The sequence below is a fragment of the Myxococcales bacterium genome (assembly GCA_016703425.1).
Classification (GTDB): domain Bacteria; phylum Myxococcota_A; class Polyangia; order Polyangiales; family Polyangiaceae; genus JADJCA01.
Genome location: JADJCA010000029.1, coordinates 534,298 through 559,579, shown reverse-complemented (window position 1 = coordinate 559,579; position 25,282 = coordinate 534,298). Strand labels below are relative to the sequence as shown.

Sequence of the window (25,282 nt, the reverse complement as noted above, 5' to 3'; positions counted from 1 at the left end):
ACGGGCTCGTGGCAACCTTCAGCGGCATTGGCTCGGCTCCGCGATGGCGGCGGTTGCGGCGTCGCGAACCGAGGCCTTGCTCTCCTTGGACAGGAGCGGAGCAAGACGTCGCTCGAGATCAGCCGGATGAACGGCACCAAGCGCGCGCACCGATGCGATGCCCAAGTCGAGGTCGACCCGCTCCGGGTAGGGCAAGGTCAAGCGCCGCGCGAGCTTCGTGAACAGGTCGAGCGACGACGCGTCGCACATGCGACCGAGCGCACCGATGGCACGCGAGCGCACGTCGAGGTGCTCGCGGTCGTCCTCGGCGCGCTCCCGAACCGGCTCGGCGAAGGAGAGTGCTCGATGGCGCCCTAGGGCCTCGAGCGCATCGCCGCGAACGCGGTGAGACGCATCCGCGAGCGACGCGACGAGCGTGCGGTCGATGTCTGGCGCGGCTGGCATGGCGCCGAGCGCGGCGGCGGCGGCGGAGCGCACGAAGGTCCAAGGATCTTGGGCGAGAAGCGCGCCGACGCGAACGGCGGCAGCCGACACGCCGCGCTCCTCCACGGCGCGAAGCGCGGCTTCGCGGACGCGAGGTTCTTTGTCTGAAAGCGCTCGCAAGAGCTCGCCGTGCGCCGCCGGCACGGGTCCCGCGAGGGCGGCCACGCGGGCGCGCACGGGCCAGTCGGCGTCACCGCCAAGCATCGCAACGAAGCGACTCGTGGCCGCCATGTCGCCGGCGCGCGCCAGCTCACCGAGGGGCTCGGCGGCGAGGTAGCGCGCGGGAAACGAGCCGTCCTTCTCGAGCCACTCGAGGGCCGCCAGCGACGCACGTTCGCGCGCCTCTCCGAGCCGACCCGACAGAGCGCGGAGCAACTCCGACCTCGCCTCGCGCGGCACCTCGTCGAAGAGCGCCACCAACTCCCTCGCATCGGCGCGTTTTGCGGCCCGCGCCAGCGACGCACGCAAGAGAGCGCGATCACGCGCGGCGCCTTGCCCAAGCTTCAGCGCGATGGGTCGAAGCGCTCGGGACGGCGCCACGAGCGAGAGGACCGCCGCCACCTTCGCCCGCGTGGCTGCGTCCTCTTGGTCGAGCGAGACGAGCAAGGGCGCCGTCGCCGCGGAGCCGCAGCGGAGCAGGCCCTTCTCCGCTCGCTTTGCGACCTCGGCCGACGAATCAACGAGCGCGCGGACAAGGGCGCGCGCTCCGCGGTCGCAGCCACCGGCAGCCATCGCCACGTCGAGCGCGAGGAGGCGGCCGGCTCCATCGAGCGCGGGCATCTCGTCGGCAAGCGCGTCGACGGCAGGGCCGCCGGCGCGCTTCAGGATCTCCGCCGCAAGTTGCGCGTCGGCTCCGCCCGTCTTGAGGCTCCGTGCCAGGTCGCCGAGCGACGCGCCGGGCACGTCGAGCTCGCTGTAGGCGACGAGCTCGGCGATGGAGACCTCCGGCCTTGCGAGGCCGCGCGCGTAAGCTTCGTCGAGCACTACCGCAAGGCACGCGCCTTGGTGAGCCTCGGGCAGAATGATTTCAAAGGTGCTCTTCGTCTGCGCAGCGTCCTCTGGCAGCTCGACGAGGTAGAGCTTCTTCTCCGTGGCCAAGTAGAACGATTTAGGCGCGACGGCGGGCGATGGCTCGCTGCTCTTGGGCTTCTTGTCGTCGGCGGCGACGGCAGCAGCCGGCACCGTGACGACCGCGAGCCGCTTTACGGGGACGCGGCTCGGAGTTCGAAGCATCACCGCCTCGCCGGCGCCGCTACCGGAACGCACCTCGCTCCAACGGGTCCCGACGTCGCCGTCGACCATCATGGCGATGGCGGTGCGCGGATCGGTCGTGCCTTGAGCCACGAGGAGCTTCCCCAAGGGGGGCGCGGGCGGCTCCTTCTTCGCACGCGCCACGAGCTTCACCGCTGCCGCGCGACGCTCCGGCGAGAGCTGCTGGACGCTGGCGGAGCGGAGCGTCATCGTCTGCGGGTCAAGCGCGCGCGGCGCGACGAGCGTTCGCGGCTCGCCACAAAGGGTGGCGCTCTCGCTCACGTTGCCAACGACCAGATAGCGACCTTCGCCGCGCGCCCGGGCGAGCGAAACGACCGCTTCGCCACGCCGCTCGCCGGACTCACCGGCTGTGAAGCCAGTGGCACCGGCAAATAGGAGCTGACTCCCTGCGCCGCCCGCGGCACCGCCGACGCCCGGGGACGAGGGCGCCACGAGCGCTTCCCAGGTCGCTTCGCTCTTCTTGTCCTTGACGACGACGTGAAGCACTGCGCGTCCTTCGCCGAGCGGCACGTTGTCGATGCGGACGGCGGCGTCGGTGACGCCCGGTAGCTCGAGCTTGATGCGAGCACCGCCGGCGGCGTTGCAGGGAGCGGCCGCGCAGGCGCGATGCTCGAGGCTGCGCGACGCCCAATCGACGCGCGCGGCGACGGCACCGGCGCCGGCCGACGTGGCTTCGGCACTCTCGGCCGCGACCGCTGGGAACGCGGCGAGGGTCGCGGCGAGGAGGGGCACGACGCTTTCGACCTTCATCTGGTCCAGTTTAGGCGCGCCGATGGGCACGAGCGAGGGTCGAAGTGCTAGCGCGCCGGTTGATGCCTTCGTCGGCGAGACGACTCGCGGACGTCCGCGTAGTCCTCCGCCGATAACCAAGCCCAATGTGCGCCGTGAACGGTCGGTGCCGGGGTGCACGATTCGTTCACCCCCGCCCTCCGGTAGCCTATGGCAGCGCGGCGTGCTGCCTTTTCCAGGCTTTCCCGCATCCGAAGCGAGCCCTTCGCGGGTCGCCGTCGGCCCGATGGAACCGGCCCTGCTGGCCTTCGTCAATCCGCGCGTCGGGCACATCGGTTGCGTAGCCCTCCTCGGCGGAGGAATCGATGAGCAAGCGCACGCAACTCTCAGGGACGAAGGCGTCCGTTCGAACGAAGACTCGGTGGACGAGGACGGTGTGCACGAGGAGGGACCCTCGAAGCGCTTGGACGACGATGGCGGTCGCCGCACTCGGGGCGTTCGCGGCCGCCTGTTCGCCGAGCTACGACGAGCACGAATTCTCCAAGTCGCTGGTCTACGGAGCCGGCAGCGGAAGCGCGGGACAGGCGGCCGCCGGCCCCACCGGGCCCGCGCCGTCGCTGCCGTCGTATCCACCATCGTCGCCTTGGCCCGCTCCGTCGGGCTCGCGCAACGCCTCGCCGCCGCCGACGGCCTCCGCCGCGCAGCCGCTCGTGCCGCTCACCGTGTCGTTTGCCGGCAACAGCGGCGCGCGTGTGCACCGCGTGTGCAGCGACAACGGTGCGATGCGCGCCCGCGCGTCGATCTACCAGGCCACCGGCCTCGCCATCGTGCCGGTGGCTACACCGACTGGCTCGATCTCGCCGCTCGTCACGGACTCGGCATACTCCGATGCGCGCCCGACCCCGGTGACGCTCTCCCAGCTCAAGGGAAGCGTCTCGACCTCGGGCCAGATGACGTTCCCCGTGGACGTTCGCTACATGACGACGTCCCCAACGCTCTACGCCATCGTGGCGACGGGACCCGGCTTCGGTTCGCCTGCCGCGAGCGGCACAGGCATCGCGCTACCGCAGGACGGCGACGCGGAGAGGTTCCCGGAGAACAGCGGCGTCGTGGGCTACCTCGAGGCGCACTTCGACATGGGCTCACAGATGGTCGTCGCGACAGCGCGCTCCCAGCTCCTCTACGCCGCCAATCCGAAGGTCGTGAAGCGCGATTCTAGCGAGTGGGACGGGCCCGGCGACGGGTGTGGATGCGACGACTACGACTCGCCGCTCGTCTTCGATCTCTCGCCGTCGCGACGCGGCGTCAGCCTTGCGACGCCGGCGAGCGATCTTTTCGACATCGACGGCGACGGCACACGCGACCGATTGCCCTGGGTCTCGTCGGCCGAGACGCCGCTCCTTGCGCTCGACGCCAACGACAACGGTGTCGTCGACGGCATCGACGAGCTGTTCGGCAACCAAACGCGAGGGCCCAGCGGGCGACGCGAGAGCAAGAACGGCTTCGACGCGTTGGCCCAGCACGACGCAAACGGCGACGGTGTCATCGATCGCGCCGATGCGGTGTGGAGCCGCTTACGCCTCTGGTTCGACCGCAATGGCGACGGCCGCACCGGGCAGGGCGAGCTCGAGCCGCTCGCGGCCCGCGCGATTCGCTCAATCCCGGTGGGCTATGTTTCGGTGAACGAGAGCCTCGTCAGCGCCGGGGAAGTGCTGGGCGCGATTCGTCAGCGCGGCGCGGCGTACACGAGCGATGGAGTGGCGATTCCGGTGGTCGACGTGTGGTTCCGTCGCTGAGACGCGAGCGAGGAGGAGCGGCTCGTGAGCGTCCGTTGGACGGCCACGCGCTGGGAGCGCGCAGCGGGGGCCGGCGCCCCCGCGGCAGCCGATAGTTAGCATGCACAGTACGTAGCTCCGGCGCCGGCCGCCCCCCGCCCCCGCCCCCGCCCCCGCCCACGGCCCACGGCCCCGCGTCGCGACAGCCGCGTCATGGGGCTCCCGCGACGACGCGCAGGTGGTTCGAGCTTTCCTCGTGGCACGAGAGCTGCTGCGATAGCCCCTCATGCTGCATCGCTCCGTCGCTGCTTTGGCCGTGCTGGTCTCCCTCGGAGCGACGGCGTGCGTCGTCACCTCTTGCGTTGCCGAGGGCACGCTCGTGGAGACCCCCACAGGCCCGCGGCCCATCGAGGCGCTCGCCGTCGGTGACGAGGTCATCGTGTGCGATCCGACGACCGGCGAGACCGCGGCACGGCGGCTCTCGTCAGTTCTCCGACACGAGCTTCGACCGACGTTCGTCATCGATGCGGGTAGCGCGCATTTGCGCGTCACGGCTGAGCACCCGATTTGGGTCATCAACAAGCGCGCGTGGGTGCTCGCCGCGTTGGTTTCCGTCGGCGACGTGCTGCTCGTTCTTCACGGAGGCGCTCTGCGCGAGCGACGCGTGGAAGCTCTCCGCAACGACGAGCTCTGCGTCACCGTCTACGATCTCTCCGTCGATGGCGACGAGCACAACTTCTTCGCCGACGGCGTCCTCGTGCACAACAAGGAGCCGGGGTGCCAGCCTGACTCGGCTTGTGGTGCGTCGGGGCCGCGGACTCCGATTCTGGCCGATGCCAGCGTCGTCGACGACGCCAGCGTCGATGGCGCCGCGAAAGGTGCGGCGGACGCTGCGCGCAACGACGGAGGCATCGAAGACGCCGCGACGGGCGATGGGTCGGCCGATGGCCCGGCCGACGCTGCGGCCGATGGCCCGATCGACGCGGGCCCGGGTTGAGCTAACCAGCGTCGCCGCAAACTCGCTCGGACGGTCTTGGGCGGTCTCGGGGCGGCACCTGCACGCCACGGCCGCGCTGCGCTCGCCACGATGCACGTCGTGTGCAACGCGAGCCGACGCGCCAGCACGGTCGCGCCGCTTTCTCAGCAACGGAAAATTGCAGGCACACGGTCTGCGTCTTGCACCAGGGCTCGTGGCTGCGCGCTTCGCGCGCCAATGCGAGGGTCAGATGGACAAGCAGCGTGTTGGGCTCCTTGGGGTCTTGTGCACGGCCGGACTCGTGACGCTTGCGGCGGCGTGTTCGAGCACGGCGGCCGAGCAGCCGGCGGACTTCGAGGACGGCTTCGCGCGCTCCGCCGGCGACTCTGGCGCGGGTGCAACGCGCTTCGGCGAAGGCGGCGTTGGGTCAGCGGACACGAAAGCGTGCACATCGAACGGCGACTGCGGCTCCGGCGAATGCAACCCCGCGACGCGAACATGCGCCTGCGGAGGTCAGTCCGTGGCCGCCACTCGCGTGCAAGCGAACCTGCTCGTGGTGCTCGATCGAAGCTGCTCGATGACCGACGCGATCCCCAGCGGCGGCACGAAGTGGGCTGCCTCCGTCGCGGCGCTCTCGCAACTCATGACGAAATACGAGGCTGACATTCGCTTCGGCCTCACGTTGTTCCCCGACAAAGCGGGTGAGAACTGCTCGCAGGGGACCATCCCGTTCCCCGTGGGCTCGGCGGCACAGACGATGCGCACGCGCCTCACGCAAACGCTCAACCAAGGTGACCCGCTCTTTCCCAACGGGCCGTGCGTCACGAACATCGACACGGGGATGCTCCAGGCGAAGACCGACCCGTCGCTCTTCGACAAGTCTCGACCGTCCTTCGTGGTCCTCGTGACCGACGGCATCCAATCTCCCGACTGCAGCGCCGGCGGCGCTAACCTCGGGACCCTCAAGGCGGTGAAGGACCTTGCGCTCGCTGGCGTCGGCACATTCGTGGTGGGCTTCGGCGCCGGCGTCGACAGCTCGTTCCTCGACAGCGTCGCCTTGGCCGGTGGGCACGCGCGGCTGGGAGCCCCCCACTTGTATTTCGACGCGTCCGATCAGGCGTCGCTCGACGCGGCGCTCTTGGCCATCGGCGGCAGCACGCTCTCCTGCGAGCTGAAGCTCGCGACGCCGCCGCCTGGCGCCAACGCCGACGACATCTACGTGTTCTTCGACGGCAAGCCGACGCCGGTGCCGCGCGATCCAGCACGGAAGAACGGGTGGGACTACGACGGCACGACCCAATCGGTTCGGTTCTTCGGGGCGCCCTGCGATCTGCTGAAGAGCGGAGCCGTGCAGAAGGAATCCGTCGTCCTCGGTTGCGGCGCCGGCGTGGCGCCAGCACCGCGCTGAGAGACGCGCTCCGCTGGAACTACGCAGGTCGGAGCCAACGGTCGGCGTCGGCGTGCTAGTCCAGCGGACCACTCGTCAGCGTACGTCGGCGAGGCGCAGAATCTCGGCGGTCGGCGTGAATGCCAGCGCTCTCGGCGGCTTGCCGGAGGACCGCCCGGCCCGATCCGCAAGGAAGGTTCCGACGCGCATGCCGATCCAGCGCCTGCCGTCGGGGTGCCGGATCATCCATTCATGGAGAACCGCCGCGTCGGGCTGCCGGAGAACCTCGCGCGTCCAGGCCATGGCGTCGTCTGGAGGCTCCCCCCACGGCACCGCGACCTTCGCCGTGTCGCGCTCGAACGCCGTTGCGAGCCCCTCCGTGACGACGTGATCGAGGAGAGACGTCGTTTGCACACGACTGGCTCGCGCCAAGTGGTGAAGCTCGTGGAGAAGAGTGGCCCGCAGTTGCGTACGCACGATGGCGAGCGCGTCGCGATCGGGATCGAGGGTCCACCCAACGTTGCCGGGATACGCGGCCGCGCCAGTCTCACCGGTCTCCGCGATTACATCCTTGCCCCATCGGACAATGAGCGTGACCTTCGCCGGGAGCCCGTCGAGGTTCGCGCGGGCTTCGCGGAATGCTGCGTCGGCGACGCGCTGGAGCTCCCGTCGCTCCGCGCGCGTGAGTTGACGTCCCGATGCGGGGAATTCGACGTCGACCTCGCGCCGTTCGCAGGCCAGCAGCGTCGATGTGAGAATGAGCGCGCCGACGACCGCTCGGGCGCGACGTCCACCGCAGGTCAAGCGCGGAAGCTCACCTTCTCTGCCTTGCGTCATGGGCGCGCCCCATTGTCCCCTCACCCCGAGCGGCAACGCAGCCAATTTCCTCGAATGACGCGCTCGCCCCGGCCGTTTGTTTGGCCCAGCGCTGCCGACCATGCAATTCCCCTTGGCGAGGGTGCGCCGTCGCGTTCCCCGCACGTCCACGAGATCGCAGATGCTCAACACCTTCCACAACGAGGCGGTCTAACTCATGCGCCGATGGGTTTGGGGCGCGATCTCCGTGGCGGCCGCCGCCGCGCTCTTGTCACTCAAGCGTCCGTCGTCGGGCCTTTCCGTGCAGAGCGCAACGGCCGGTGAGATGCCTGGCTTGACCACCACGACCGAGGGCGTGGTCCCCCTGGCGGCCCGCCTCACGACCAGCGAAGCGGCGCCGTCGGCGCCGAGCCTCGCGGGCCTCGACCTGAACAAGGTCGGCGTCGACGACAGCGGCGTCATGGCTCCGCTCGCGGGCGGGCGCGTCGCTCGCCTGACGCTCGAGCCGGAACTCCAGCAGACCGCCATTCGCCTTCTCCGCGCGTACAAGCTGCCGGAGGCCTCCATCGTGATGGTGAGCCCCGAGACCGGCGACGTGCTCGTTTACGCGAGCCACGTCGAAGAGGGAAAGTCGCGCGATCTGGTGCTCGAGGCATCGGCGCCGGCGGCGAGCGTCTTCAAGGTCATCACCGGCGCGGCGCTCGTGGAGCAGGCGGGGCTCACGCCCGACACGCGCCAGTGCTTCTCCGGCGGCGAACACGACATTCGGCCCATCGATCTTGAAGACAACCCCCATCGCGATCGTTGGTGCACCTCCCTCTCGGGCGCCATGGGGCGCAGCGTCAACACGGTCTTTGCACGGCTCGCGCTCAAGCACCTGAAGACCGCCGGGCTCGAAGAGATGGCGAAAAACTTCGGCTTCGGCGAGCCGGTGCCCTTCGACCTGCCGGTCGCGCCCAGCACGTTGAAGTTCCCCCCCGAGCCCGTGGGCTTTGCGCGTACGGCGGCCGGTTTCTGGAACACCACGCTCTCGCCCATCGAGTCGGTTTGGATCAGCACGATCCTCGCGCGCGGCGGTGAAGCGCCACGCCTCCGCCTCGTGCGAGAGGTCGTCGCCGAGGGCAAGAGCGTCTGGACGGCACCTCCGGGCGGGCCCGCGCTGCGTCGCGTCGTCTCGCCCGAAACGGCGCGCGCCGTCACGACGATGATGGAACACACCGTGTCCGAAGGCACGTCGTACCGCGCCTTCCGGGATCGGCGCGGCGCGTCCTTTCTTCCGGACATCGCCGTGGCCGGCAAGACCGGCACGCTCACCGATCCGCAGACGTCGCGCTTCTACACGTGGTTCACGGGCTTCGCTCCATCGAGGCCGCACGGAACGACCAAACAAGTGGCTATCGCCGTGTTGGTCGTGAACAACCCCACGTGGAAGGTCAAAGCCAACGTCGTGGCGCGTGAAATGATGCGCGCGTATTTCGCGACTCAGAAGGTCGAGCGCGTCAGCAAGCCGAAGATCGAGCTGGTCGCGCGCCGCTGACTTAGCCGGCGTCGGCCTGCTCGATGACGCCAGCGACGAAACATCGGCGGCAGCGCGCCTCGTAAGCGGCGGCGCCTCCCACGAAGAGCTGCCCTTCGCTGGCCACGAGCCTTTGTGACCGGCTCGCCGTACCGCCGCAGGTGCTGCAGACCGCGTGGAGCTTCGTCACGAACTCGGCGATGGCCATGAGCTGCGGCATCGGGCCGAAAGGAAGGCCACGGTAGTCTTGGTCGAGGCCCGCCACGATGACGCGGATGCCGAGGTTGGCGAGCCGCTCGACAATCTCGACGACTTGCTCGTCGAAGAACTGCACCTCGTCAATGCCCACGACGGCGACGTCGCTGGCGACGCATTTGGCGAGCTCTTCGGCGCTCCCCACGGGCAAGGCGTCGGCGTTTGCCCCTTCGTGGCTCACGACCTTCACGGCGTCGTAGCGGTTGTCGACACGCGGCTTGAAGAGCTGGACTCGCTGGCGGGCGAGCCGGGCGCGCTTCAAGCGCCGGAGCAGCTCCTCGGTCTTGCCGCTGAACATGGAGCCGCACACGACCTCGATGCAGCCTACGCGCTGCTTGCCGAACGCAAGGTGCTCGCCACTTTGAATCATCGGCGCGGGGCTTAGCCCAATCGCGCGGCGCGGAAAAGCGACAGGGCTGCGCGGGGCGTGGCTCCCTGCCCCCCGCGTTTGTTTGCCCAGTCGCGGCGCCAAAAACGGAGCGGGCGGCGAGGCCATCGGCCCGCCGCCCGTAACGCCACCCCCTCCAGCCATCGCGGCAGGGAGCGGCGCGCCACCGCGCCTTCGGTGGTCAGCCAGTATTTTCGGCTACGGCTTCTTCGCGGTTGCGAACTTCGAGCCGGTACCGGCTATTGATGGTTTCGATGTAGAAGACCTCACGGCCCGCAAGGCGAAGGACACGCTTGACGGGAGTCGTCACGTACTCGTGCATCCCATCCGGGAACTCGATGACGACAACCGAGCCTTTGCGTGGCGCTCGAACGAGTCGACCAGCAACCGCCCTCGACCCCTTGCCTAACTTGCGCAGGACAACGTCCACACAGCGAGGCTAGCATCCTGAGTCCGTCCGTCTACTGGCGATGCGCTCCGTCGATCAGGTGTGGAGGACAAGAGACGACCTGTCCGCGAACGGTCTTGGGCTCGCCCGATTCGGCAAGCGTGGGGGTCTTTGCCCTCACACCACGACGCTCGGGCGTTGACGCGGCGGCCCATTCAGAGGCAATGTCCCGCCTCAGCTTTTTGGACGTAAAGAGAGGCCTCGATGGGGAATCACGACCGCCGTAATTCGATGAAAATGAAGCGCCGCAAGTCTCAGGCCAAGAAGAAGGCCCGGCTCAAGCGCCGCGTGGAGACCGCCAAGAAGGCCGGCACCGCCGCGAAGAAGACCAAGAAGGCCGCCGCGAAGGCGTGAAGCCTGGCTCGTGCGCGGACGAATCGCCGCCGCCGAGCCCAGCGCCGATTCGCCGCCGCGGGCCACCTCCGGCGCACAAGGAAAGCATTCCGGATCGGGCTGAAGTCTCAGCCTGGTCCGGGGTCTTGGCGTGGGCGCGGCTCGGGTCGCGAAAGACTTCCCGCTACGGAATCCGAATCGTCGGAAACTGCGCCGTCTCTCTAGGCTTGGGTGGCGCCTTGGGCGGCCCGTCGCCGAAGAGGCCAACGTCACCGTCGACGCGCTCTTCCGAGTCGAGGAGCCAATCGCCTCGCCGCGCCTTCCACTTCTGGCGCAGCACGGTGCCGCGGAGTTCTTGCTCGGTCACGTCGTACCAAGACACGCTGACCATGCTCTCCGCTTCCGTGTCCGCGTACTTGAGGCCCACGAGCTCCGCGTCGGCGACGCGCACGCGGGTGCCCCAGCTCCGGTGACGTTTCACGAACTCGTCCTTGTAGCCGTTGGTTACCTGCTCGACGACCAGCTCCATGCGGCCGAAACGCGCGTTCATGTTCAGATCGCGCGCCGTCTCCTGCATCTTCGCCGCGGGCGTTTGCCCCAGGCAGCCGGTGGCGAGAATGGCGCCGAGCGCCGCGACGATGAAAGCGTGCCTCATGGCCGGGAGGCTACGGGCCAGGGCAAAAGAGAGCCAAGTTTCATGCCTCCGCGCGTCGACGCTCCGCTCGTGAACGCGCTTCGACCTCAGTAAGGAACGGCGGCGACGAAGTAGAGCTTGTCGAGGCCACCGCTGGCGAGGCCACGCGCGTAGCCGAGGCGAAAGATGAAGCCCACGACGTGCGCGAGCGTCGTGTCGAACGCTAGCTCGCCGCCGACGCCCGTCTTGAATTTCGCCGTCTCGAGCTCGTTGAACGCGCTTCCGTAGTCGACGAACGCGGCGCCGCTGATGCGCTGAAGGAACACCGGCAACGTCGAGAGGCCGCGATCGACGTCGACGATGGGGAAGCGATACTCCGCGTTGAAGAGCGCGTTCGAGCGCCCGACGAGCGCCACCGGCGCGTAGCCGCGCAGGAGCACGCCGCCTTGTATGAGGACGTTGCGGACCATGTCGACCACAGGAAAGTCGACGAAGCCACCAACGAAAAACGGGCCCTTGCCTGGGAACGTGCCGCCGCTCGTGCCGAGGCTGCCGTGGAGCGCCACCGAGTGGTGACGAAGCCACGGCATCAGGAAATACATCGCGTGGTTCGCCGACGCGGCGAAGCCCGTGTAGTCGCTGGCGAGCCACGGGTTCGTGTAGGACACGTTCGCCGACGTGGAGAAGCCCTTCTCTGGTCCTACGGCCATCGCGAAGCGTTGCGCCGTCGAGTACGACCAGCCGACGTTCAGCGCACCGATGAGGCCGCGCACCGGCACCGTGGGCGTCTCGTAGGGGTCGAGCTTGCCGCCGGGGATCGGCAGCTCGCCGTCGATGCGAGAGGCCGAATACGAGAAGCCGATGCTGTGGCTCTCGAAGGCTCGAGACAGCGGGATCGATACCGCGGTGTCGATGCCGAGCGCCTCTTGCGCCCAGACCTGCTTCTCCGGTCCGACGCCGTAGCCCCCCCGCGGCGTGATCGAACGATAACCGCGCCAGCTGACGTCGAAGGGCAGCCGCCCGTACGTGTAGCCAACGTCAAACTGCAACGTCGGCCGCTCGACCTCCACGGCGAGGCTCGCGATGAACGCGTGGTGGCCCGCGATGTCGGAGCCGTCGGTCCCGACGGCGAGCCGCTGGCCGTAGTTGCCGGGCGTCGTCTGCAACGAGTAGCGCCGCGGCCTGAGCGTGTGGAGCGGACTGTAGGGTTTCGGCGTGAGCGAGAGCTTCGGCGGCGGGGGCGGCGCCAGCGGTCGGTCGTCGATGTACGGTTCGGCGAGCGGCGCGCTGTCGGGGGCGAAGGGCATCGCGTAGAGATCGAAGCCGTCCTTGGTGTAGCCGACGTACGCGAGCGTCTTCCCATCGGGCGAGACGGCCGGCTGGTAGGCGCCGCCCAAGACGTTCGTGACCTGCACGAGGCGGCCCGTCTTCGTTTCCCAGGCGAACACGTTGACGATCTTCGTGCGGTCCGAATGAAAGAGCAGCCATCGGCCGTCGGCGGTGAACGACGGCCCGCTGTCGATGGCGCGATCGCTCGTGATGTCGACGTACGTGCCCGCCAAGACGTCGACGTACCGAATGTCGCGATAGCCTCCATGACGCCAAACGCTGTACGCCACGTGGCGGTTGTCCGGCGACCACTCGGCGTGAAACACCTGCTCCTGGGGCGCGCTCGCCACGAGCGGCCGGATGTTGGTGATGCCCTCGGGGCCGAGATCGCCGAGCTGCATCGTCGCCGTGCCGCGCGTCTGCGTGGAGAACACGACGCGACGCCCGTCGGGAGAGACCGCCGGCGAGCGCGCGCGCATGCCTGTCGTGAGGCGCTCGCGCGCGTCCTCGAGGCCGCCCGTGCTCGTGACGCCGGCGGGAAGACGGAAGAGATCGCTGAAGTTGTAGAGCCGATTGGAGACCGCCACCGACTCGAAGACGAGGCTTCCATCGGGCGCGAAGCTCGCCGTGCTGGCGTCGCTCGTGCGCACGAGCAGCTCCGCCGAGCCCTCCGCCGGCTTTGCCGCGCCGCTCGCGTCGCGCTCGAGGTGCACGCCGTAGAGGCCCGCCGTCGAGTGCAGATCATCGCGAAAATAGACGAGCTCGCCGGCGTAGTCGGAAAAGCCGTTGGCGGGCACCCAGACGGGGTGTTCGGCGTTACCGCCGCGGTACGTGATGCGACGCCCCTCGCGGAGGCCCTTCTTGCGAACGGCGTCGACCTGCTTTCCAAAACGCGACCGCAAGCTCGCGACCCACTCGGGGTAAAGCTCCTCGTAGGTCTTGCCGGTGGCGCGCCGCACCGATCGGTTGAACCCGAAGGGCACGACCTGTCGTCCGTAGTCATCGATGATCGCCCGAAGGGCCTTCTCACCGTAAGTCTCGGCGAGCCACTGCAGGAAGAACGACCCGTAGAGGTAGACGATGTTCCCTTGAGGCCAGCGCCGCGGCGTCGACGAGAAGACGTCGAGCGGCGCCAAGTTGTTCTCGAGCACATCGGCCCGCATGAACATGTTCCATGTCGCTGAGCGGAGGCGCCCGCCGCTCGTACGCGCGCTCTCCATGTAGGTCGCGAGGCCTTCGATGAACCAGCGCGGCTGCACCTGGTTTGGCGCTGCCGTCTTGCCCAGGACTTTATTGTAGAGCGCAGGCAATCCGCGAATCTGGTCGATGTGGAGGGTGTGCGTGTACTCGTGCGTGAGGAGCGCCAGGTACCAGTCATCGACGTCGCCGAGCGGCGAGAGGTCGTCGGGCGCCGTCATGAACAGCTGGATCTCGTTGTAAGGCACGATGCCCGTGAGACCGTTGGCGCTGTCGGTGCCGTCGGTGATGGCGATCTCGACCTTTTCGAACGGCTCCCACCCGAGCGAGGGCGAGAGCCGCTCGTGAATCGCCTCAGCAACCTCGGCGACGTGAGCAGCGGCGGGCCCAGCGCCGTCGACGTAGCTGATGCGGAAGTGGCGCGTCTCGATGGCCTTCCAAACGACCCGCGGATCGGCGAGCGCCTGCGCCGAGCGCTCGTGCAAGACGAGGCTCACGACGACGAGGACTAGGAAGAAAAGGCGGAAAAGCCGGGCCACGCGAGGGGCCGAGAGTCTAACGCAAACGCGGGCCCCGGCCCGGGCCCAGATCATCAGCCGGCGCGGCGAACTTCAGGGGCCTTCGGTGACCGTCGACGTGGGTCCCGCGAGGACCGGCGCCGACCAATCGGGGTAGTGCACGCGAACACCGACTGGCTCGAGCCTGATGCGCGCCCTCATGATGACAGGGTATTTCGGCTCCTCGCGCAGCTGCGCATACGCGCCGTCTTCGCCGCGAGCGAAGAACGCCGTGCGCTCGCCTCGCTCGGCCATCAAGATCGTGGGCTTCACGGTCGACATCGTGCCGAGGAGCGTGAGCTTGTCAGCGCGGAGGCGCCGCGCGAACTCCGCCGGCGGCGACCCCGGCGAGAGGAGGTTCCACGCGGCGATGGTGAAGGCCTTGTGGTTGTCGCGAATCGTCTTCGCGACGAACGACTCGTTTTGCGCATGGACGAGGTTGGTCAGGCGACCGCGAACGAGCGGCACGACGGCATCCGGCGCGAGGCCGTCGAAGCCAGCCTCGACCGTGATGTCGCTCTCCTTCGGGTGGGCCATCTCGCGCTCTACCGCGAGGCGCGCCGAGCGAGGCTCGTCGAAGCCGGGCTTCTCGACGTAGCCGCTGGCGGTGGCGTCGAGCACGAGCCGATCGATGGCGCCGATATCGACGGCCGGCAGGGAGAGCACGTCCGACACGGAGCGAAACCAGCGCGGCGAGCCGTCCCGATCCTTGCGACCTTCGATGACGGCGGCGGCGGCGGCACGAGAGGCCCGCCCGCGTGACGAGCACCTCGGCGGTGACGTTTCGATCGTTGGCGAGGATGCGAACGCCTTCGGCTTCGAGGCTTCGTTCGCTGAGGCCGTTGGGCAAGGTCTCGAGGGCGCTCGCTTGCTCGTCGTCGGCCTCGGCGGCGTTGGCGGCGCACCCAAAGGAGACCGCCGCAATGCCCAACGCGAGAGCCAAGGTAACGGCGCGCATCCGTTTGTCTGACACGAAGGACATGCCCCGCAACCACCCGCCGATGGGTGGAGTTTGTTTCATCCAGCGGAGCGCCGAGGTTTTTCGCGGCGCGCGCTTGGCGGGTCCGAGAAAGTCCTCTCTCGGTCGTTGGTCAACGTCCGCCGCGCGCCGTGCGAAGGATGCGCATCGCGCGATTGATCTCCGCGAGGCGCGACGCGTCGCCGCCCCGATCAGGGTGGTGCGCGAAGACGAGCGCTCGGTGCTTCGCGTTGACGTCCTCCCATCCCGCCCCCTCGGCGAGCTCAAGGACGCCGAGCGCCTCCGCCACGGAGCCGTGCGCCGCGTAGCGCTCCCAAAAGGCATCGAGCATGGCGCGGAGATCGGCCTCCGTCGTCTCGTCGAGGTTCGCTCGATCGAGGTAGTACGCGGCCACCGGGTCGGGCGACGCGAGCGCGTGCACGTCACCCTGCCAAGGCCCGAGACGAATCGAGAGCGTCTCGATGACGAGGGGACCCTCTTGTGCGACGGCAAGCCGCTCACGCATACGGTGCAGCACGTGAAATAGGACGAAATGACTCTGAAACATTCGCATGGAGTCACGAAAGACCTCGCGGTCGAACTCCCGGAAGCCGCGCTTGGCGAGCTCCGCGAAGAGCGCGAACTCGCTCAAGCCCTCCGGATGGTCCAGGAGCAACCCGTGGATGACCTCTAGGAGCGCGGAGGGGTCGCGCTCACCACCGCTACCGCCAGCGCCCGCCGTCACGAGGGGACGAAGCCCGCGCCGCGCGGCTCTTCCGAGGGAACCGCGAGCACCTCGTCGTAGAGCGGAAGGACCAGCGACGCCGCCGGCGCGAGGGACCGCACCTCTGACGCGAATCCATCGAGATCGATGCCCGGCAAGAGGCGGAGGCCATCGTCGAGCGGCGAGAAAAACGCGTCGTGATGCGTGGGCATGATCACGCTCGGCCCGAGCGCGTCGACGAGTCGTTTCAGATAATTTCGCGTGCCGAAGCGCCCGGCGAGGCCGACAAGGAGGACGTCGGCGCGCACGCCCTCGAGCTCCGCGTCGATGAGATCGGCGCTGCCGTTGTGATAGAGCGTGACGCCGCCGGCGCGGACGTCGCGGCGTGGGCCGGCAGCTTCGGCGGTGCGTCGAGCTCACCACCGGCCAGATAGTAGCGACGGAAGACGAATCGCCCGTGCAGGCTCGGCACGAGGGAGAGCTCGATGTCGCCGACCTTCACCGTCTCGCCGAGGCGGGACACCACGCACAGCTGCTCTTCCGGGACGCCCGATGCGCGCGCGAGGTGGGCCGCCGTCACGGAGCCGACGAACTTGGCGCCCGTCGCGAGCGCGAGCGTCGGAGCGTCCATGGCGTGATCGTAGTGCGCGTGACCGCAGACGACGGCGTCGACCTTCGCGGGGAATCGTCTGCGGACCTCGACTCCGTCGGGCACGAGGCGCCGAAAGGCGACGTCGCGCAGCGCCGGCCGCGAGACGAACGGGTCCACGACGACGGTCGTGCTCTTGGTCGAAACAACGAAACACGCCGTGCCGAGCCAACGCACGCGCACGCCGGCGTCTTCCGGGCCGCCGCAGAAGACCGGTCGCCCGAGCGGGCCAGGACGGAAGGTCGGGAGCAGCCCAAAGCGGGACACGAGCTACCGACCTACCGAGCTGCGATCAGAGGTCGTCGTGGAAAAGCGGCTCGCGGTTGCGAACGTAGCGGTAGATGAGCTGCCGCGCTTCTTGCGTCACGTTCGAGAGCTGCGCGCCGAAGCCTGGCGGGGCGTCACTGCTCGCGTCGCGAACGTCGCGGGCCCAACGCACGATGGCGTCGGCCTCGAACTCGTAGCCGCCGGGAAGCGCGATCTTCACGCGGATGGGCGTGCCGATCTTCGGGATCATGTACGTCGACACGAAGATGCCGCCATGATCGACGATGTCGTTGCCGGCGAGGCCTTTGTAGAAGTTGGTCGGGCTCTGCGCGCCGAGGTCTGCCGTGATGACGAGCTTGTCGCTCGCGCCCGGTGCCGGTGCGCCCGGCGCGAAGGGATCGTAGCCAGCCTGAGGTTGTGCGGGACGCGCTTGCGGAGCCGCCTGCGGTGCGGCTTGCGGCGCCGCGTAGGCGGGCTGCGGGGGCGCAGCTTGTGGCGCGAAGGCTTGCGGCGACGCGACCGTCTGCGCCATCGGGGCCGCGTAGGCCTGCTGTTGCGGGGGCGGCGCGTATTGCTGCTGCGGCGGGGCAAACGGCTGCTGCGGGGCACCGAAGCCTCCTTGCTGTGGAGCCGCGACCGTTTGCGCCATCGGTTGGTGGTACGCCTGCGCCGGCTGCGGCGCGGGGGCTGCCGCGACGGCATGGGCGGGTGCGACCGCCGGCGCGGGCGCCGCGAGACGACCGAGCGCGTGCACCAATCCGAGCGACGCGGCGACAGACTCCATGGCAGCCGCGACGGCGGGATGCGAGCCGCCCTGCCCCTGGAGGCTCTGGAGCGCGTGCCGAACGTTGTCGAGCGCGAGCGTCGCGTGGGGGTTCAGCTGCGCCCCGTTGGAGCGCTCGATCTGGTGGAGCGCACCCATGGCTTGAGCAATGGGCGCTGCCAACTCAAGGAGCTGAGGGGGCAGGGAGGGATCCGACTGGAGCGCCGACAAACCTTTTGCCAAAGACTCTCGTGCGCTGCGTGCAGTCGATGCCGGATCGGACACGGTGCCTCCTTCGCGAAAAACTGAGATCGAAAACTGAGTAAAGCGAGGGCGGCCTCGAGAGGCCCGCCGGAAGTGAAACGAAGTCGATGCTATGCGAGTCGCGGACCTTCGGAAAGACGCGCGACGAGGTTCGCCAACTGGCCCTCGTCGAGGTCGATTTCCTGGTCATCGCCCACGAGGCGACCGGCCAGGAGCACGAGCCCGAAGTCGGCTGTTCGGACGACGGCGCGCCCGCGGTGAACGTAGGCGTTGGCCGGCTCGAGCGCCCGCGGCAGGCCGACCTCGACGGCGGCGCGCGTCACGACCACGATTTCGTCCTCCAACTGAAACCAGGCGCCGGGAAACGGCGACGCCGCCCGCACGAGGCGCACAAGCTCTTCGGCGGGCCGGCGAAAGTCGAGCCGCAGCTCCTCCTCCGTGGGCGAGGGCGCCTCCGTCGCGAAAGCGGGGTCTTGGGCGATCTCGCGGGGCGCGTCGCCGCGGGCGAACGCCATGACGACGTCGCGGAGGAGCGCCAGCGACGGCCGATCGAGCTTCTTCGCGAGCGTCCAAGAGTTCCAGTGAGGGGCGACCTCGAGGGTCCGCGAACCGAGCATCGCGCCCGTGTCGTAGTCACGCTCCAACCGGTGCGCCGTCACACCGGTCACCGCATCGCCGCGGAGGAGGGTCCAGAACGTCGGATCGGGGCCCCGATGGCGCGGCAAGAGCGAGGGATGCACGCCCACGGTGCCGAGCGGCGCGAGCTTCAGAAACGTCTCGGGCAACTTGTTGGTCCAATACCAACTCACGACGAGATCGGGCGCCAGCGCGGCGAGCTTGTCTTTGAGCTTGCCGTCGAGGCGCGGCACCCGCGCCACACGCTCGCCGAGCTTGGCCCGGAGGCGCCGCTCCCCAATGGCGGCCTTGCGGCAGAGCCCCGCGTAGACGAGCTCGTGCCCATCGCGGTCGAGGAGCAACGCCGCCAGCGGCAGTCCGAAAAACGCGATCTTGAGCACGCGGGCGAACGGAGGGCGCGCTGGGGTAGTGGCGCTACGCCGTGGGAACGACGAGCGGCGACACCGCTTCGTCGCCGAGCTGCTTAAGGAGCGCCGTGCGCATCGCGTGCTCAACGAGCGTCCAAAGCTGGGCGCGGTCCGTCGCGCGGCCGAGAAAGCCGATGGGAATGCGGAATCCGCCCTTGTCGCGGCGCCCGCCGCCGAAGGCGCGGCCGCGATCGTCGCAGCCGAACGCTTGCTCGAGCCACACGGCCGGATCGACGCTCGCCGAGTGCGTTCGCAAGGACCCCTCGATGAAGCGATCGCCCACGACGCCGTAGACGACGACCGTGTCGATGTCCTCGCGGCGAATGAGAAAGTCGGCCGCTTGCGCGATGGTGTCGCGATCACCTTCCGGCACGAAGCCGACACCCGACATCGCGAAGTTGCGGCGCACGACGAGCGCCGAGAGAGCGCGCGCGATGACGTCCATGGCGCTCGGCGCGATGAGGCGCCGACTGAGGTCTGTGAGCAAATCGCGATCGCACTGCTCGGCGATCTGCGCGGAGGCGCGGAAGTCGATGCCGCGCGCCAAGGTGAAGTCGTCAGTGTCGGTCGACAGGCCGTGCATCAGCGCCGTGGCCACGCGGCGGTCGTCCTCCGAGTCGGCGTCGAGCGGCGCCAGCTCCTGGAGGTACTCGACGAACATCGTCGCCGTGGCGCCGACCTCCTGCCGAATGTCGACGAAGCGAGCCTTGGGCGGGACGTGGGGCCGGTGGTGGTCGACGATGGTCAAGACCTCGATGCCGTCGGCGTGCGAGAGATCGGGGTCGACGTCGTGGGCGTCGACGAGCGAGAGGAAGTCGACGCCCGTCCCGAGCTCGCGGACGCTCTTGATCTTCCGCAGGTCGATGCCGAGCAATTTCACGAGCGCGCGGTTCTCACGATGCGAAAGGTCGTGGCAATAAGCGATGGTCGTTTGCCCCACGCCCAAGCGATGACCGATGTGCGCCTGGGCCAGCGCCGAGGCGATGCCGTCGGGGTCGGGATGACCGCGCAGCACGATGAGGACATGCTTCCCGCGGGCCAACGAGAGCGCCTCCGCGAAGGCCTTCGCGCGATCACCGGGCCCCGGTTGCGGAACCGGGAGCCGTCGAACTGGGTCAGACATCGGGTGATTGTCGCAAAGAGAAGGGCACGAGGTCCAGGTTGGACGCGAGTTCACCTGGTGCCGAGTAGGTCTCGGGCCCCCCGCGGCGCCAACGAGCCAGGACCGGCGAATGGATTTCCTTCATCAGCATCGTGGGTTGCGGTGTCGACGCCGAAGGGTCTGCTCCTTGCAGGTCCGGGCCGGTAGCGGGCGGAAATTGGAGAAGGAGCGACTCGACGAGGGCTTCTGGCGCGTCTAGGGTGCGCCGCTTTGCACGAGTCGTCGGCCCCCGCGGAGACCAAGCTCGGCCCTGTCCAGGCGCTGCTGGAGAGGTTCCTTGGTGCGCGAGCTCCGCTCCTTGCGGTGCGTGGACGACGCCTCGTTGAGCACCTGCGACGCGCGCTTCTCGTTCCGCTCATCGTGGCGCTGGCGCCGCTCGCGTGGGTCATCGACGGCACCGAGCGCGCAGCGCTCACGACGCTCGGTCGCGACCAAGGCATCTTCCAGTACATCGCCTGGGCGCTCCAGCGCGGCGACGTCGACTACCGCGACGTGCGCGACGTCAACGGACCGCTCACACACCTCATTCACATGCTCTTTTTGCGCTACGGCGGCGCCGACGAGCATCGCTTCCGCGTCCTCGATCTCACGGTCACGGGGCTCGTCTTTGCTTTCGTGGGCGGCTGCCTCCCGGGCCTCGTCACAAAGAAGAAGGTGGGGTGGCTCGAGCGCGCAGCCTGGGCCGCTGCCGCGTGGGTCGTCCTCGAAGGCCAACTGCTCCTCTACTTGTATTGGGACCTCGCGCAGCGGGAGACCTTCTTCAACTGGTTCATGCTCGCGAGCGTGGCGTTGCAGTTGGTCGCGCAGCGCGCCCTCTCCAAAGACGGGCGCGAAGGGCGCGGCGGCGCAGCGCTCATCTTGTTGGTCTTGGTCGGCGCGCTGAGCGTCGTGCCATGGTTCGGCAAGCCCACCTACGCCGTCTTCACGGTGGTGCAGCTCGTGACGTTGCTCGTCGATCGCGACCTTCGGCCCGGTCGCGTCAAGGCCGTCCTGTGGTTCACGGTGGGCGGTGCGCTGGGGGCCATCACGCAACTCGCGTTCCTCTTTGCCTACGGCGACGCGCGCGCCTTCTTGCGCATCTACCTCGTCGACGTCCCCACGATGTACCGCTTCATGCTGCCGCGCTCGGCAGCGGAGATCCTGGCGCTCCAGTGGGGCGGCGCCACGGCGGCCTACGCCTTCGTCACGAGCCTCGTTCTGCTAGGCCTCATCTGGGATCGGCAGTTGCCTCGGCGCGCGCTCGCTGTGGCGCTCGTGCCGCTCGCTGGCCTCGCGAGCGTGCTCGCGCAGCGAAAGGGCTTCCCCTACCACTTCCACCCTGTCACGGCGGGCATGCACGTGCAGTGGCTCGTGCTCGTCGTATGGCTGTGGGAGCGCTTTCGCGGGGTCGGCTCCAAGACCGACGACGCGACCGACGCCGTCGGACCGTTCCGATTCCTGCGCTTCGTGCCGCTGGCGGCTGCCGCGCTCTTGGCCATGAAGGTCGCCATCTCAATGACGACGTCGCCACACATCACGAACGTGTGGATCTTGGGTAAGGCGCAGACGAAAGAAGACCGCGAGAGCCACGACTACCTCGTGTACTTCCGCGATCACGACTTCTTTCCGTGGGAGATGCGCCAAACGGCCGGCTACCTAAAGCGGAACACGAAGGCGACGGACCGCGTCCAGATCTACGGCATGGACCCGTACGTGCTCTTCCTCGCCGAGCGGCTAAGCGCCACGCCGTACATCTACGCGTACGATCTGAACCCCGACGCGGCGCTCGGCGGCTCCTGGATTCCAACGGGCCTACGGCCCAACGGCCCCGAGGCCGATCGCATTCGTGCTCTGCATCGCGAACACGTCGAAGACTTCACCGCGCGTGTCTCCAAAGCGCTGCCGGCGGCGTTCGTCTTTTTCGACAAGTCGCCCCTCATTTCCAATGAGAGCGCGCTCGTGGACTTCACGGAGCAGTGCCGCAAGGTGGCGGCGCTCGTGAATGAGCACTACGTCGAGACGGCGGCCTTCGGCGAGATCCACGTTCACCTGCGCAAGGATCTCGCGAAAGACGTGTCGGGCGGCGAGTAACGTGCGCCCGACGGGGGCGCGGTTGCTGCGGTCTGCCCCCCGCAACGTTGAGGCAGCGATGCAGCACCGTTTGGGGTTTCTCGCGGCTAGTGTCGAACCTCGGCGTGGCCTGGTTCGTGCTGAACGCTCGCCCATGCGACGCACCTTCCCCGTCCTCCTTTCGCTCTTCCTGTTCGCTTGCGGTGGTCCACTCAAATACGAGGTCGCCTCTTCAGCCAAGGCGCCCGGCGCCGACGCGAAGGTCGTGGCCGACGTGAAGAAAGATCAGAACCAGACGCTGCTCGAGGTCGAAGTAAAGAACCTCCCTCCGCCGGAGCGTGTGGCAGACGGCAGCTCGGCGTTCGTTGCTTGGTACCGCAAGGGCTCAAGCGCCCAATGGGCGCGGCTCGCGAGCCTCAAGTACGACAAGGACGATCGAAAGGGCTCGCTAAAGGCCAGCGCGCCCGAGACGAGCTTCGATTTGCAAATTTCCGCCGAGAAGGCCCCCGACGTGGCCTCGCCATCGAGTGACATCGTCTTCTCGCAGCGCGTGAACTGACGGCTTCGTTTTCACAAGATCATCGCGGACAAGCCGCGGACGGCGCCAAAGCGTCCGTGGCGCGTCGCCCTCTTGCATCGTTGGCGTCTACTCGAAAGAGCTTCTGACGCTGCGTGACGGTGGCACCCATGGAACGCTCATCGAGTCGGTGACCGTGGTGGCGGTCCGCGACGACCCGCCCAAAGGCCTCGAGGCCGCGCCGAGTGCCCACGAGAAGCCCATGGTGGCGCCGCCGCCGGTCAAGGGAATCGCGCCTCCCGAGCGGCTGACGCTGGCCGCGAGGCGAGCGTTGGCCTCGACAACGAGCGAGATCGGGCCGGCGAGGTGTGCCTTGGCTCCGACGGCGAAGGTGCCCGCCAAGAACGTCGCGGTCGACGAGGCGTTTCCGAGCGCTCCGCTCTGAAAGAGCAGCTCCGGCGCCAGGGTTAGCTGGGGGCAGATTGCGCGACTAACACGACACAAGCGTAGGCCAAGAGGCAGACCTAGACCGAACGCGGTGTGCTTCGTGACCACGCTTCCGGTGTGCGGAGTCGCGAGCTCGAGGGACGAAGCATCGACCGTTGTTGGCGCCATCTCGTGGCCCGTCGCGCGAAGGGCCAGAGCGAAAGCCCCAAATGAGGAGGGCTTGCTGACGGAGGCGCTCACGTCGAGGCGGCGCCCCACACCGACCGCGACCGCACTGATGCCCGCGGCGACGTCGAACTCGACGCGGGCGCCCGGAGTTCCGTTCACGGCAAAGAGAGGCGCGCCATCCAGAGGGCGAGCGGTCGTCGAGACCGCGTCATGACCGTGCACCCTCGCGACAACAACCGCATCCTGGCGCGCCTCGGCGCCTTGCGCAGCGACAACGTATTCGCCGCCATCGAAGGGCAACGCGAGGAGCTTGTGCGCCGTCCCGAAGACGACGACCTCGCCTGCGACCGGGCGCAGCAAGGGACCGCGTCCGTCTTCAAGACGGAACGCCAGGTGGGCCGCGTCAAGCCATCGCGCACGCAGGCGGAGCGGCGGCGCGAGAGGGCTCGGCACGGGAACATCCAGCGTCCCGCCACCACGCATCGCATCGGTAGAGCAGCGGACGACGTGCGCCGCGACGTCGGCGAACCGAAAGGGCTCCGCCACTTTGGAGAGCGCGGCGCCATCAGCGCCGCAATAGAGTTCGCCCTCGGGAACAGACAGCGTGAGCTCGCCGCGTTCTGGACGACGAAGAGAAGTCCCCACCACGAGGCGCATCGCTGGGGCAAAGGGCCCCTCAAATTGATCCGCGTCGATGGCGCTAACCTGCGCGAAATAGACGCCTGGCGGGAGATTCTGGGCCTCGAGACGACGCACGCTTCCATCGACTTGTGCGTCGAGCACGAGGTCGTCGAAACGTGCATCTCGCGCAAGCTGGAGATGAAAGCGCGAGGACGCTGGCCCCACAGTGAAAGGTGTGTAGCCGATAGCGAGCGAAGCGACGCCGCCGGCTGGTGCAAAGGCCAGGGACTTGGCTTGAGCCTCCCATTGCGGTGCGCCCGGTAGCGGTGCGGGCGCGGTAGGCGTCTCGCCCTTGACGGCCTTCGAGCCGAAGCCTGCGGGCACGGGGACCTTCTTCTTCTTCGCCGTGATGCCGCTCCGCTCGCCGCTGTAGACGGCGAGCCGAGTGGCCGCACCCTCGTCGACAGCGACCTGCGCCTCACCGGCGCCGAGGTCGACTTGCGCCCCAGCCGTTGTCACCCGAGCCGCTTTCGCGGGACCGCCGGCGAGCTCTCCGAGACGCGCGCGCAAGTTGCCTGTCACAAGCGTCGTGTCGAGGCCCGTTGCCGGGGCCGCTGTCGACGTCGTACCGAAGATCACCACCAGCGTTCGCTCGCCCAGCCGAAGCTGCGTCTCGTCGCGAAACATGAGGCGCGCCGACGACGCGCCCTCGGTGCTCACCTTGTGGCCGCGAAAGAGCGGGTCATCGAGGTGGGCGCGGCGGGGTGCTGGCACGTGCACGTCGACGCGGTTGCGGAAGAACGCGACGCGCGCGTCAGGGCCCGATGGCGCGCCGGTGGCGACGCGCGGCAACCACAGCGATGTGCCTGGCGCAAGCGAGTGCGGCACCGGTCCCATCCCCGGATTTGCGATGTGGATCAGGTCCACGCGAGCCGAATCGCCGAAGAAGCGCGCCGCAATGCTGCGGCACGTGTCGCCCGGCTGAACTTCGTAACGGAAGCGTGACTCTTGTTCTTGCGCCAGCGAGGTGGACGCGGAGAGAAGAGCCGCGAGGGCGAGGACGCCGGAGCCGGCAACGTACTTCATGCGGGGTTCACCTTGGGGCGAGGGAGGAGGCGCGAAACCTTCTTGAGGAGCTGCGGCTCGTCGGCCTCGCCCAGCGTGACGTCGGACGCGCCTTCGCGAATCAACGCGGCCGTCTCGCCGATGCCGCGGCTGTCGAGCACCAATACGGGGACGGTAGAGAGGTCGCGACGCATGACGCGAAGGCGTGCCGAACCTTGATCGGTGGCGATGACAATGCAGACGTCGTGCGACTCCGGAACGTGGTCGCCGCTGTGGAGCGTCACCTCGAAGCCGTTTACGGAAAACAGATCACGGAGCCTCGTGGCGCGCGCCGTGTCGCCGGTCCACAGCACGAGGCGGTGTCTCGGACCATCGCTCTCTGGCGTCGGATGCTCGATGACGCGCTTGGTGATGGAGCGCTCGCTGCGGGAGAGGCCAGCGGCGCGGGCACGAGCCTCATCCGCGGCCCGACGCAGCGACTCCGGGTCTC

Annotated in this window: 20 protein-coding genes and 1 pseudogene; 7 read left to right on the top strand and 14 right to left on the bottom strand. The window is 68.4% G+C overall.

Features of this window, described 5'->3' with window-relative positions; genetic code table 11:
* Positions 1-18 precede the first annotated feature (18 nt).
* Positions 19-2,505: a hypothetical protein gene (locus IPG50_35845; protein MBK6697520.1), complete on the bottom strand. Its 2,487-nt coding sequence runs from the start codon at positions 2,503-2,505 to the stop codon at positions 19-21.
* A 452-nt stretch (positions 2,506-2,957) separates the two neighbouring features.
* Here IPG50_35845 and IPG50_35840 point away from each other — a divergent pair, with 452 nt between their 5' ends.
* From IPG50_35840 to IPG50_35830, 3 genes are all read left to right on the top strand, one after another.
* On the top strand, positions 2,958-4,280 hold the full coding sequence (locus IPG50_35840) for a hypothetical protein (GenBank protein MBK6697519.1): 1,323 nt from the start codon (positions 2,958-2,960) through the stop codon (positions 4,278-4,280).
* A 265-nt stretch (positions 4,281-4,545) separates the two neighbouring features.
* Positions 4,546-5,256 carry a Hint domain-containing protein gene (locus IPG50_35835; protein ID MBK6697518.1) on the top strand — a complete coding sequence of 237 codons (711 nt, stop codon included), beginning with the start codon at positions 4,546-4,548 and terminating at the stop codon, positions 5,254-5,256.
* A 229-nt stretch (positions 5,257-5,485) separates the two neighbouring features.
* Positions 5,486-6,643, top strand: coding sequence for a VWA domain-containing protein (locus IPG50_35830; GenBank protein MBK6697517.1), 1,158 nt, complete (start codon positions 5,486-5,488; stop codon positions 6,641-6,643).
* A 75-nt stretch (positions 6,644-6,718) separates the two neighbouring features.
* Here IPG50_35830 and IPG50_35825 read toward each other — a convergent pair whose 3' ends face one another.
* Positions 6,719-7,459, bottom strand: coding sequence for a hypothetical protein (locus IPG50_35825; GenBank protein MBK6697516.1), 741 nt, complete (start codon positions 7,457-7,459; stop codon positions 6,719-6,721).
* Between the two features lie 160 nt (positions 7,460-7,619).
* Here IPG50_35825 and IPG50_35820 point away from each other — a divergent pair.
* A pseudogene (locus IPG50_35820) lies at positions 7,620-8,975 on the top strand (penicillin-binding protein).
* 1 nt (position 8,976) lies between these two features.
* Here IPG50_35820 and IPG50_35815 read toward each other — a convergent pair.
* From IPG50_35815 to IPG50_35800, 4 genes are all read right to left on the bottom strand, one after another.
* Entirely contained in the window at positions 8,977-9,579 is a 603-nt protein-coding gene (locus tag IPG50_35815; protein MBK6697515.1) for a thymidine kinase, read from the bottom strand.
* A 983-nt stretch (positions 9,580-10,562) separates the two neighbouring features.
* A complete protein-coding gene (locus tag IPG50_35810; protein ID MBK6697514.1) occupies positions 10,563-11,033 on the bottom strand; it encodes a hypothetical protein in 471 nt (156 codons plus the stop codon).
* A gap of 86 nt (positions 11,034-11,119) precedes the next feature.
* Positions 11,120-14,035, bottom strand: a complete 2,916-nt coding sequence (locus tag IPG50_35805; protein MBK6697513.1) for a PD40 domain-containing protein — start codon at positions 14,033-14,035, stop codon at positions 11,120-11,122.
* Positions 14,036-14,149: 114 nt separating this feature from the next.
* Positions 14,150-14,770: a hypothetical protein gene (locus tag IPG50_35800; GenBank protein ID MBK6697512.1), complete on the bottom strand. Its 621-nt coding sequence runs from the start codon at positions 14,768-14,770 to the stop codon at positions 14,150-14,152.
* Between the two features lie 46 nt (positions 14,771-14,816).
* Here IPG50_35800 and IPG50_35795 point away from each other — a divergent pair, with 46 nt between their 5' ends.
* Positions 14,817-15,065 (top strand): hypothetical protein, encoded by a 249-nt coding sequence (locus tag IPG50_35795; GenBank protein ID MBK6697511.1) that lies wholly within the window; start codon positions 14,817-14,819, stop codon positions 15,063-15,065.
* A 121-nt stretch (positions 15,066-15,186) separates the two neighbouring features.
* On the opposite strand, the gene IPG50_35790 is transcribed toward IPG50_35795, so the two are convergent.
* The 6 genes from IPG50_35790 to IPG50_35765 form a co-directional block, all read right to left on the bottom strand.
* Positions 15,187-15,798: a molecular chaperone DnaJ gene (locus tag IPG50_35790; protein MBK6697510.1), complete on the bottom strand. Its 612-nt coding sequence runs from the start codon at positions 15,796-15,798 to the stop codon at positions 15,187-15,189.
* Complete coding sequence (locus IPG50_35785) at positions 15,795-15,989, bottom strand: hypothetical protein (GenBank protein ID MBK6697509.1); 195 nt, start codon at positions 15,987-15,989, stop codon at positions 15,795-15,797. The genes IPG50_35790 and IPG50_35785 overlap by 4 nt, the downstream gene beginning before the upstream one ends.
* Before the next feature lie 35 nt (positions 15,990-16,024).
* Positions 16,025-16,693, bottom strand: a complete 669-nt coding sequence (locus IPG50_35780) for an MBL fold metallo-hydrolase (GenBank protein MBK6697508.1) — start codon at positions 16,691-16,693, stop codon at positions 16,025-16,027.
* A 25-nt stretch (positions 16,694-16,718) separates the two neighbouring features.
* Positions 16,719-17,615: a PilZ domain-containing protein gene (locus tag IPG50_35775; protein MBK6697507.1), complete on the bottom strand. Its 897-nt coding sequence runs from the start codon at positions 17,613-17,615 to the stop codon at positions 16,719-16,721.
* Between the two features lie 215 nt (positions 17,616-17,830).
* Positions 17,831-18,736, bottom strand: coding sequence for a hypothetical protein (locus IPG50_35770; protein ID MBK6697506.1), 906 nt, complete (start codon positions 18,734-18,736; stop codon positions 17,831-17,833).
* A gap of 34 nt (positions 18,737-18,770) precedes the next feature.
* Entirely contained in the window at positions 18,771-19,886 is a 1,116-nt protein-coding gene (locus IPG50_35765) for a DHH family phosphoesterase (GenBank protein MBK6697505.1), read from the bottom strand.
* Between the two features lie 249 nt (positions 19,887-20,135).
* Here IPG50_35765 and IPG50_35760 point away from each other — a divergent pair, with 249 nt between their 5' ends.
* Positions 20,136-21,995 (top strand): hypothetical protein, encoded by a 1,860-nt coding sequence (locus IPG50_35760; protein ID MBK6697504.1) that lies wholly within the window; start codon positions 20,136-20,138, stop codon positions 21,993-21,995.
* 133 nt (positions 21,996-22,128) lie between these two features.
* On the top strand, positions 22,129-22,533 hold the full coding sequence (locus tag IPG50_35755; protein MBK6697503.1) for a hypothetical protein: 405 nt from the start codon (positions 22,129-22,131) through the stop codon (positions 22,531-22,533).
* Positions 22,534-22,620: 87 nt separating this feature from the next.
* Here the strand turns inward: IPG50_35755 and IPG50_35750 are convergent, their stop codons facing one another.
* Positions 22,621-24,813, bottom strand: a complete 2,193-nt coding sequence (locus IPG50_35750) for a FecR domain-containing protein (GenBank protein ID MBK6697502.1) — start codon at positions 24,811-24,813, stop codon at positions 22,621-22,623.
* Complete coding sequence (locus IPG50_35745) at positions 24,810-25,145, bottom strand: hypothetical protein (GenBank protein MBK6697501.1); 336 nt, start codon at positions 25,143-25,145, stop codon at positions 24,810-24,812. Before IPG50_35745 ends, IPG50_35750 begins: the two co-directional genes overlap by 4 nt.
* Positions 25,146-25,282 lie beyond the last annotated feature (137 nt).

Excerpts from the sequence above, each read along its gene's own strand:
- IPG50_35845 (MBK6697520.1), bottom strand. The coding sequence starts at position 2,505 with ATGAAGGTCGAAAGCGTCGTGCCCCTCCTCGCCGCGACCCTCGCCGCG.
- IPG50_35840 (MBK6697519.1), top strand. The coding sequence starts at position 2,958 with ATGGCGGTCGCCGCACTCGGGGCGTTCGCGGCCGCCTGTTCGCCGAGC.
- IPG50_35835 (MBK6697518.1), top strand. The coding sequence starts at position 4,546 with ATGCTGCATCGCTCCGTCGCTGCTTTGGCCGTGCTGGTCTCCCTCGGA.
- IPG50_35830 (MBK6697517.1), top strand. The coding sequence starts at position 5,486 with ATGGACAAGCAGCGTGTTGGGCTCCTTGGGGTCTTGTGCACGGCCGGA.
- IPG50_35825 (MBK6697516.1), bottom strand. The coding sequence starts at position 7,459 with ATGACGCAAGGCAGAGAAGGTGAGCTTCCGCGCTTGACCTGCGGTGGA.
- IPG50_35815 (MBK6697515.1), bottom strand. The coding sequence starts at position 9,579 with ATGATTCAAAGTGGCGAGCACCTTGCGTTCGGCAAGCAGCGCGTAGGC.
- IPG50_35810 (MBK6697514.1), bottom strand. The coding sequence starts at position 11,033 with ATGAGGCACGCTTTCATCGTCGCGGCGCTCGGCGCCATTCTCGCCACC.
- IPG50_35795 (MBK6697511.1), top strand. The coding sequence starts at position 14,817 with ATGACGGCGGCGGCGGCGGCACGAGAGGCCCGCCCGCGTGACGAGCAC.
- IPG50_35785 (MBK6697509.1), bottom strand. The coding sequence starts at position 15,989 with ATGCCCACGCATCACGACGCGTTTTTCTCGCCGCTCGACGATGGCCTC.
- IPG50_35775 (MBK6697507.1), bottom strand. The coding sequence starts at position 17,615 with ATGGGTGCGCTCCACCAGATCGAGCGCTCCAACGGGGCGCAGCTGAAC.
- IPG50_35765 (MBK6697505.1), bottom strand. The coding sequence starts at position 19,886 with ATGTCTGACCCAGTTCGACGGCTCCCGGTTCCGCAACCGGGGCCCGGT.
- IPG50_35755 (MBK6697503.1), top strand. The coding sequence starts at position 22,129 with ATGCGACGCACCTTCCCCGTCCTCCTTTCGCTCTTCCTGTTCGCTTGC.
- IPG50_35750 (MBK6697502.1), bottom strand. The coding sequence starts at position 24,813 with ATGAAGTACGTTGCCGGCTCCGGCGTCCTCGCCCTCGCGGCTCTTCTC.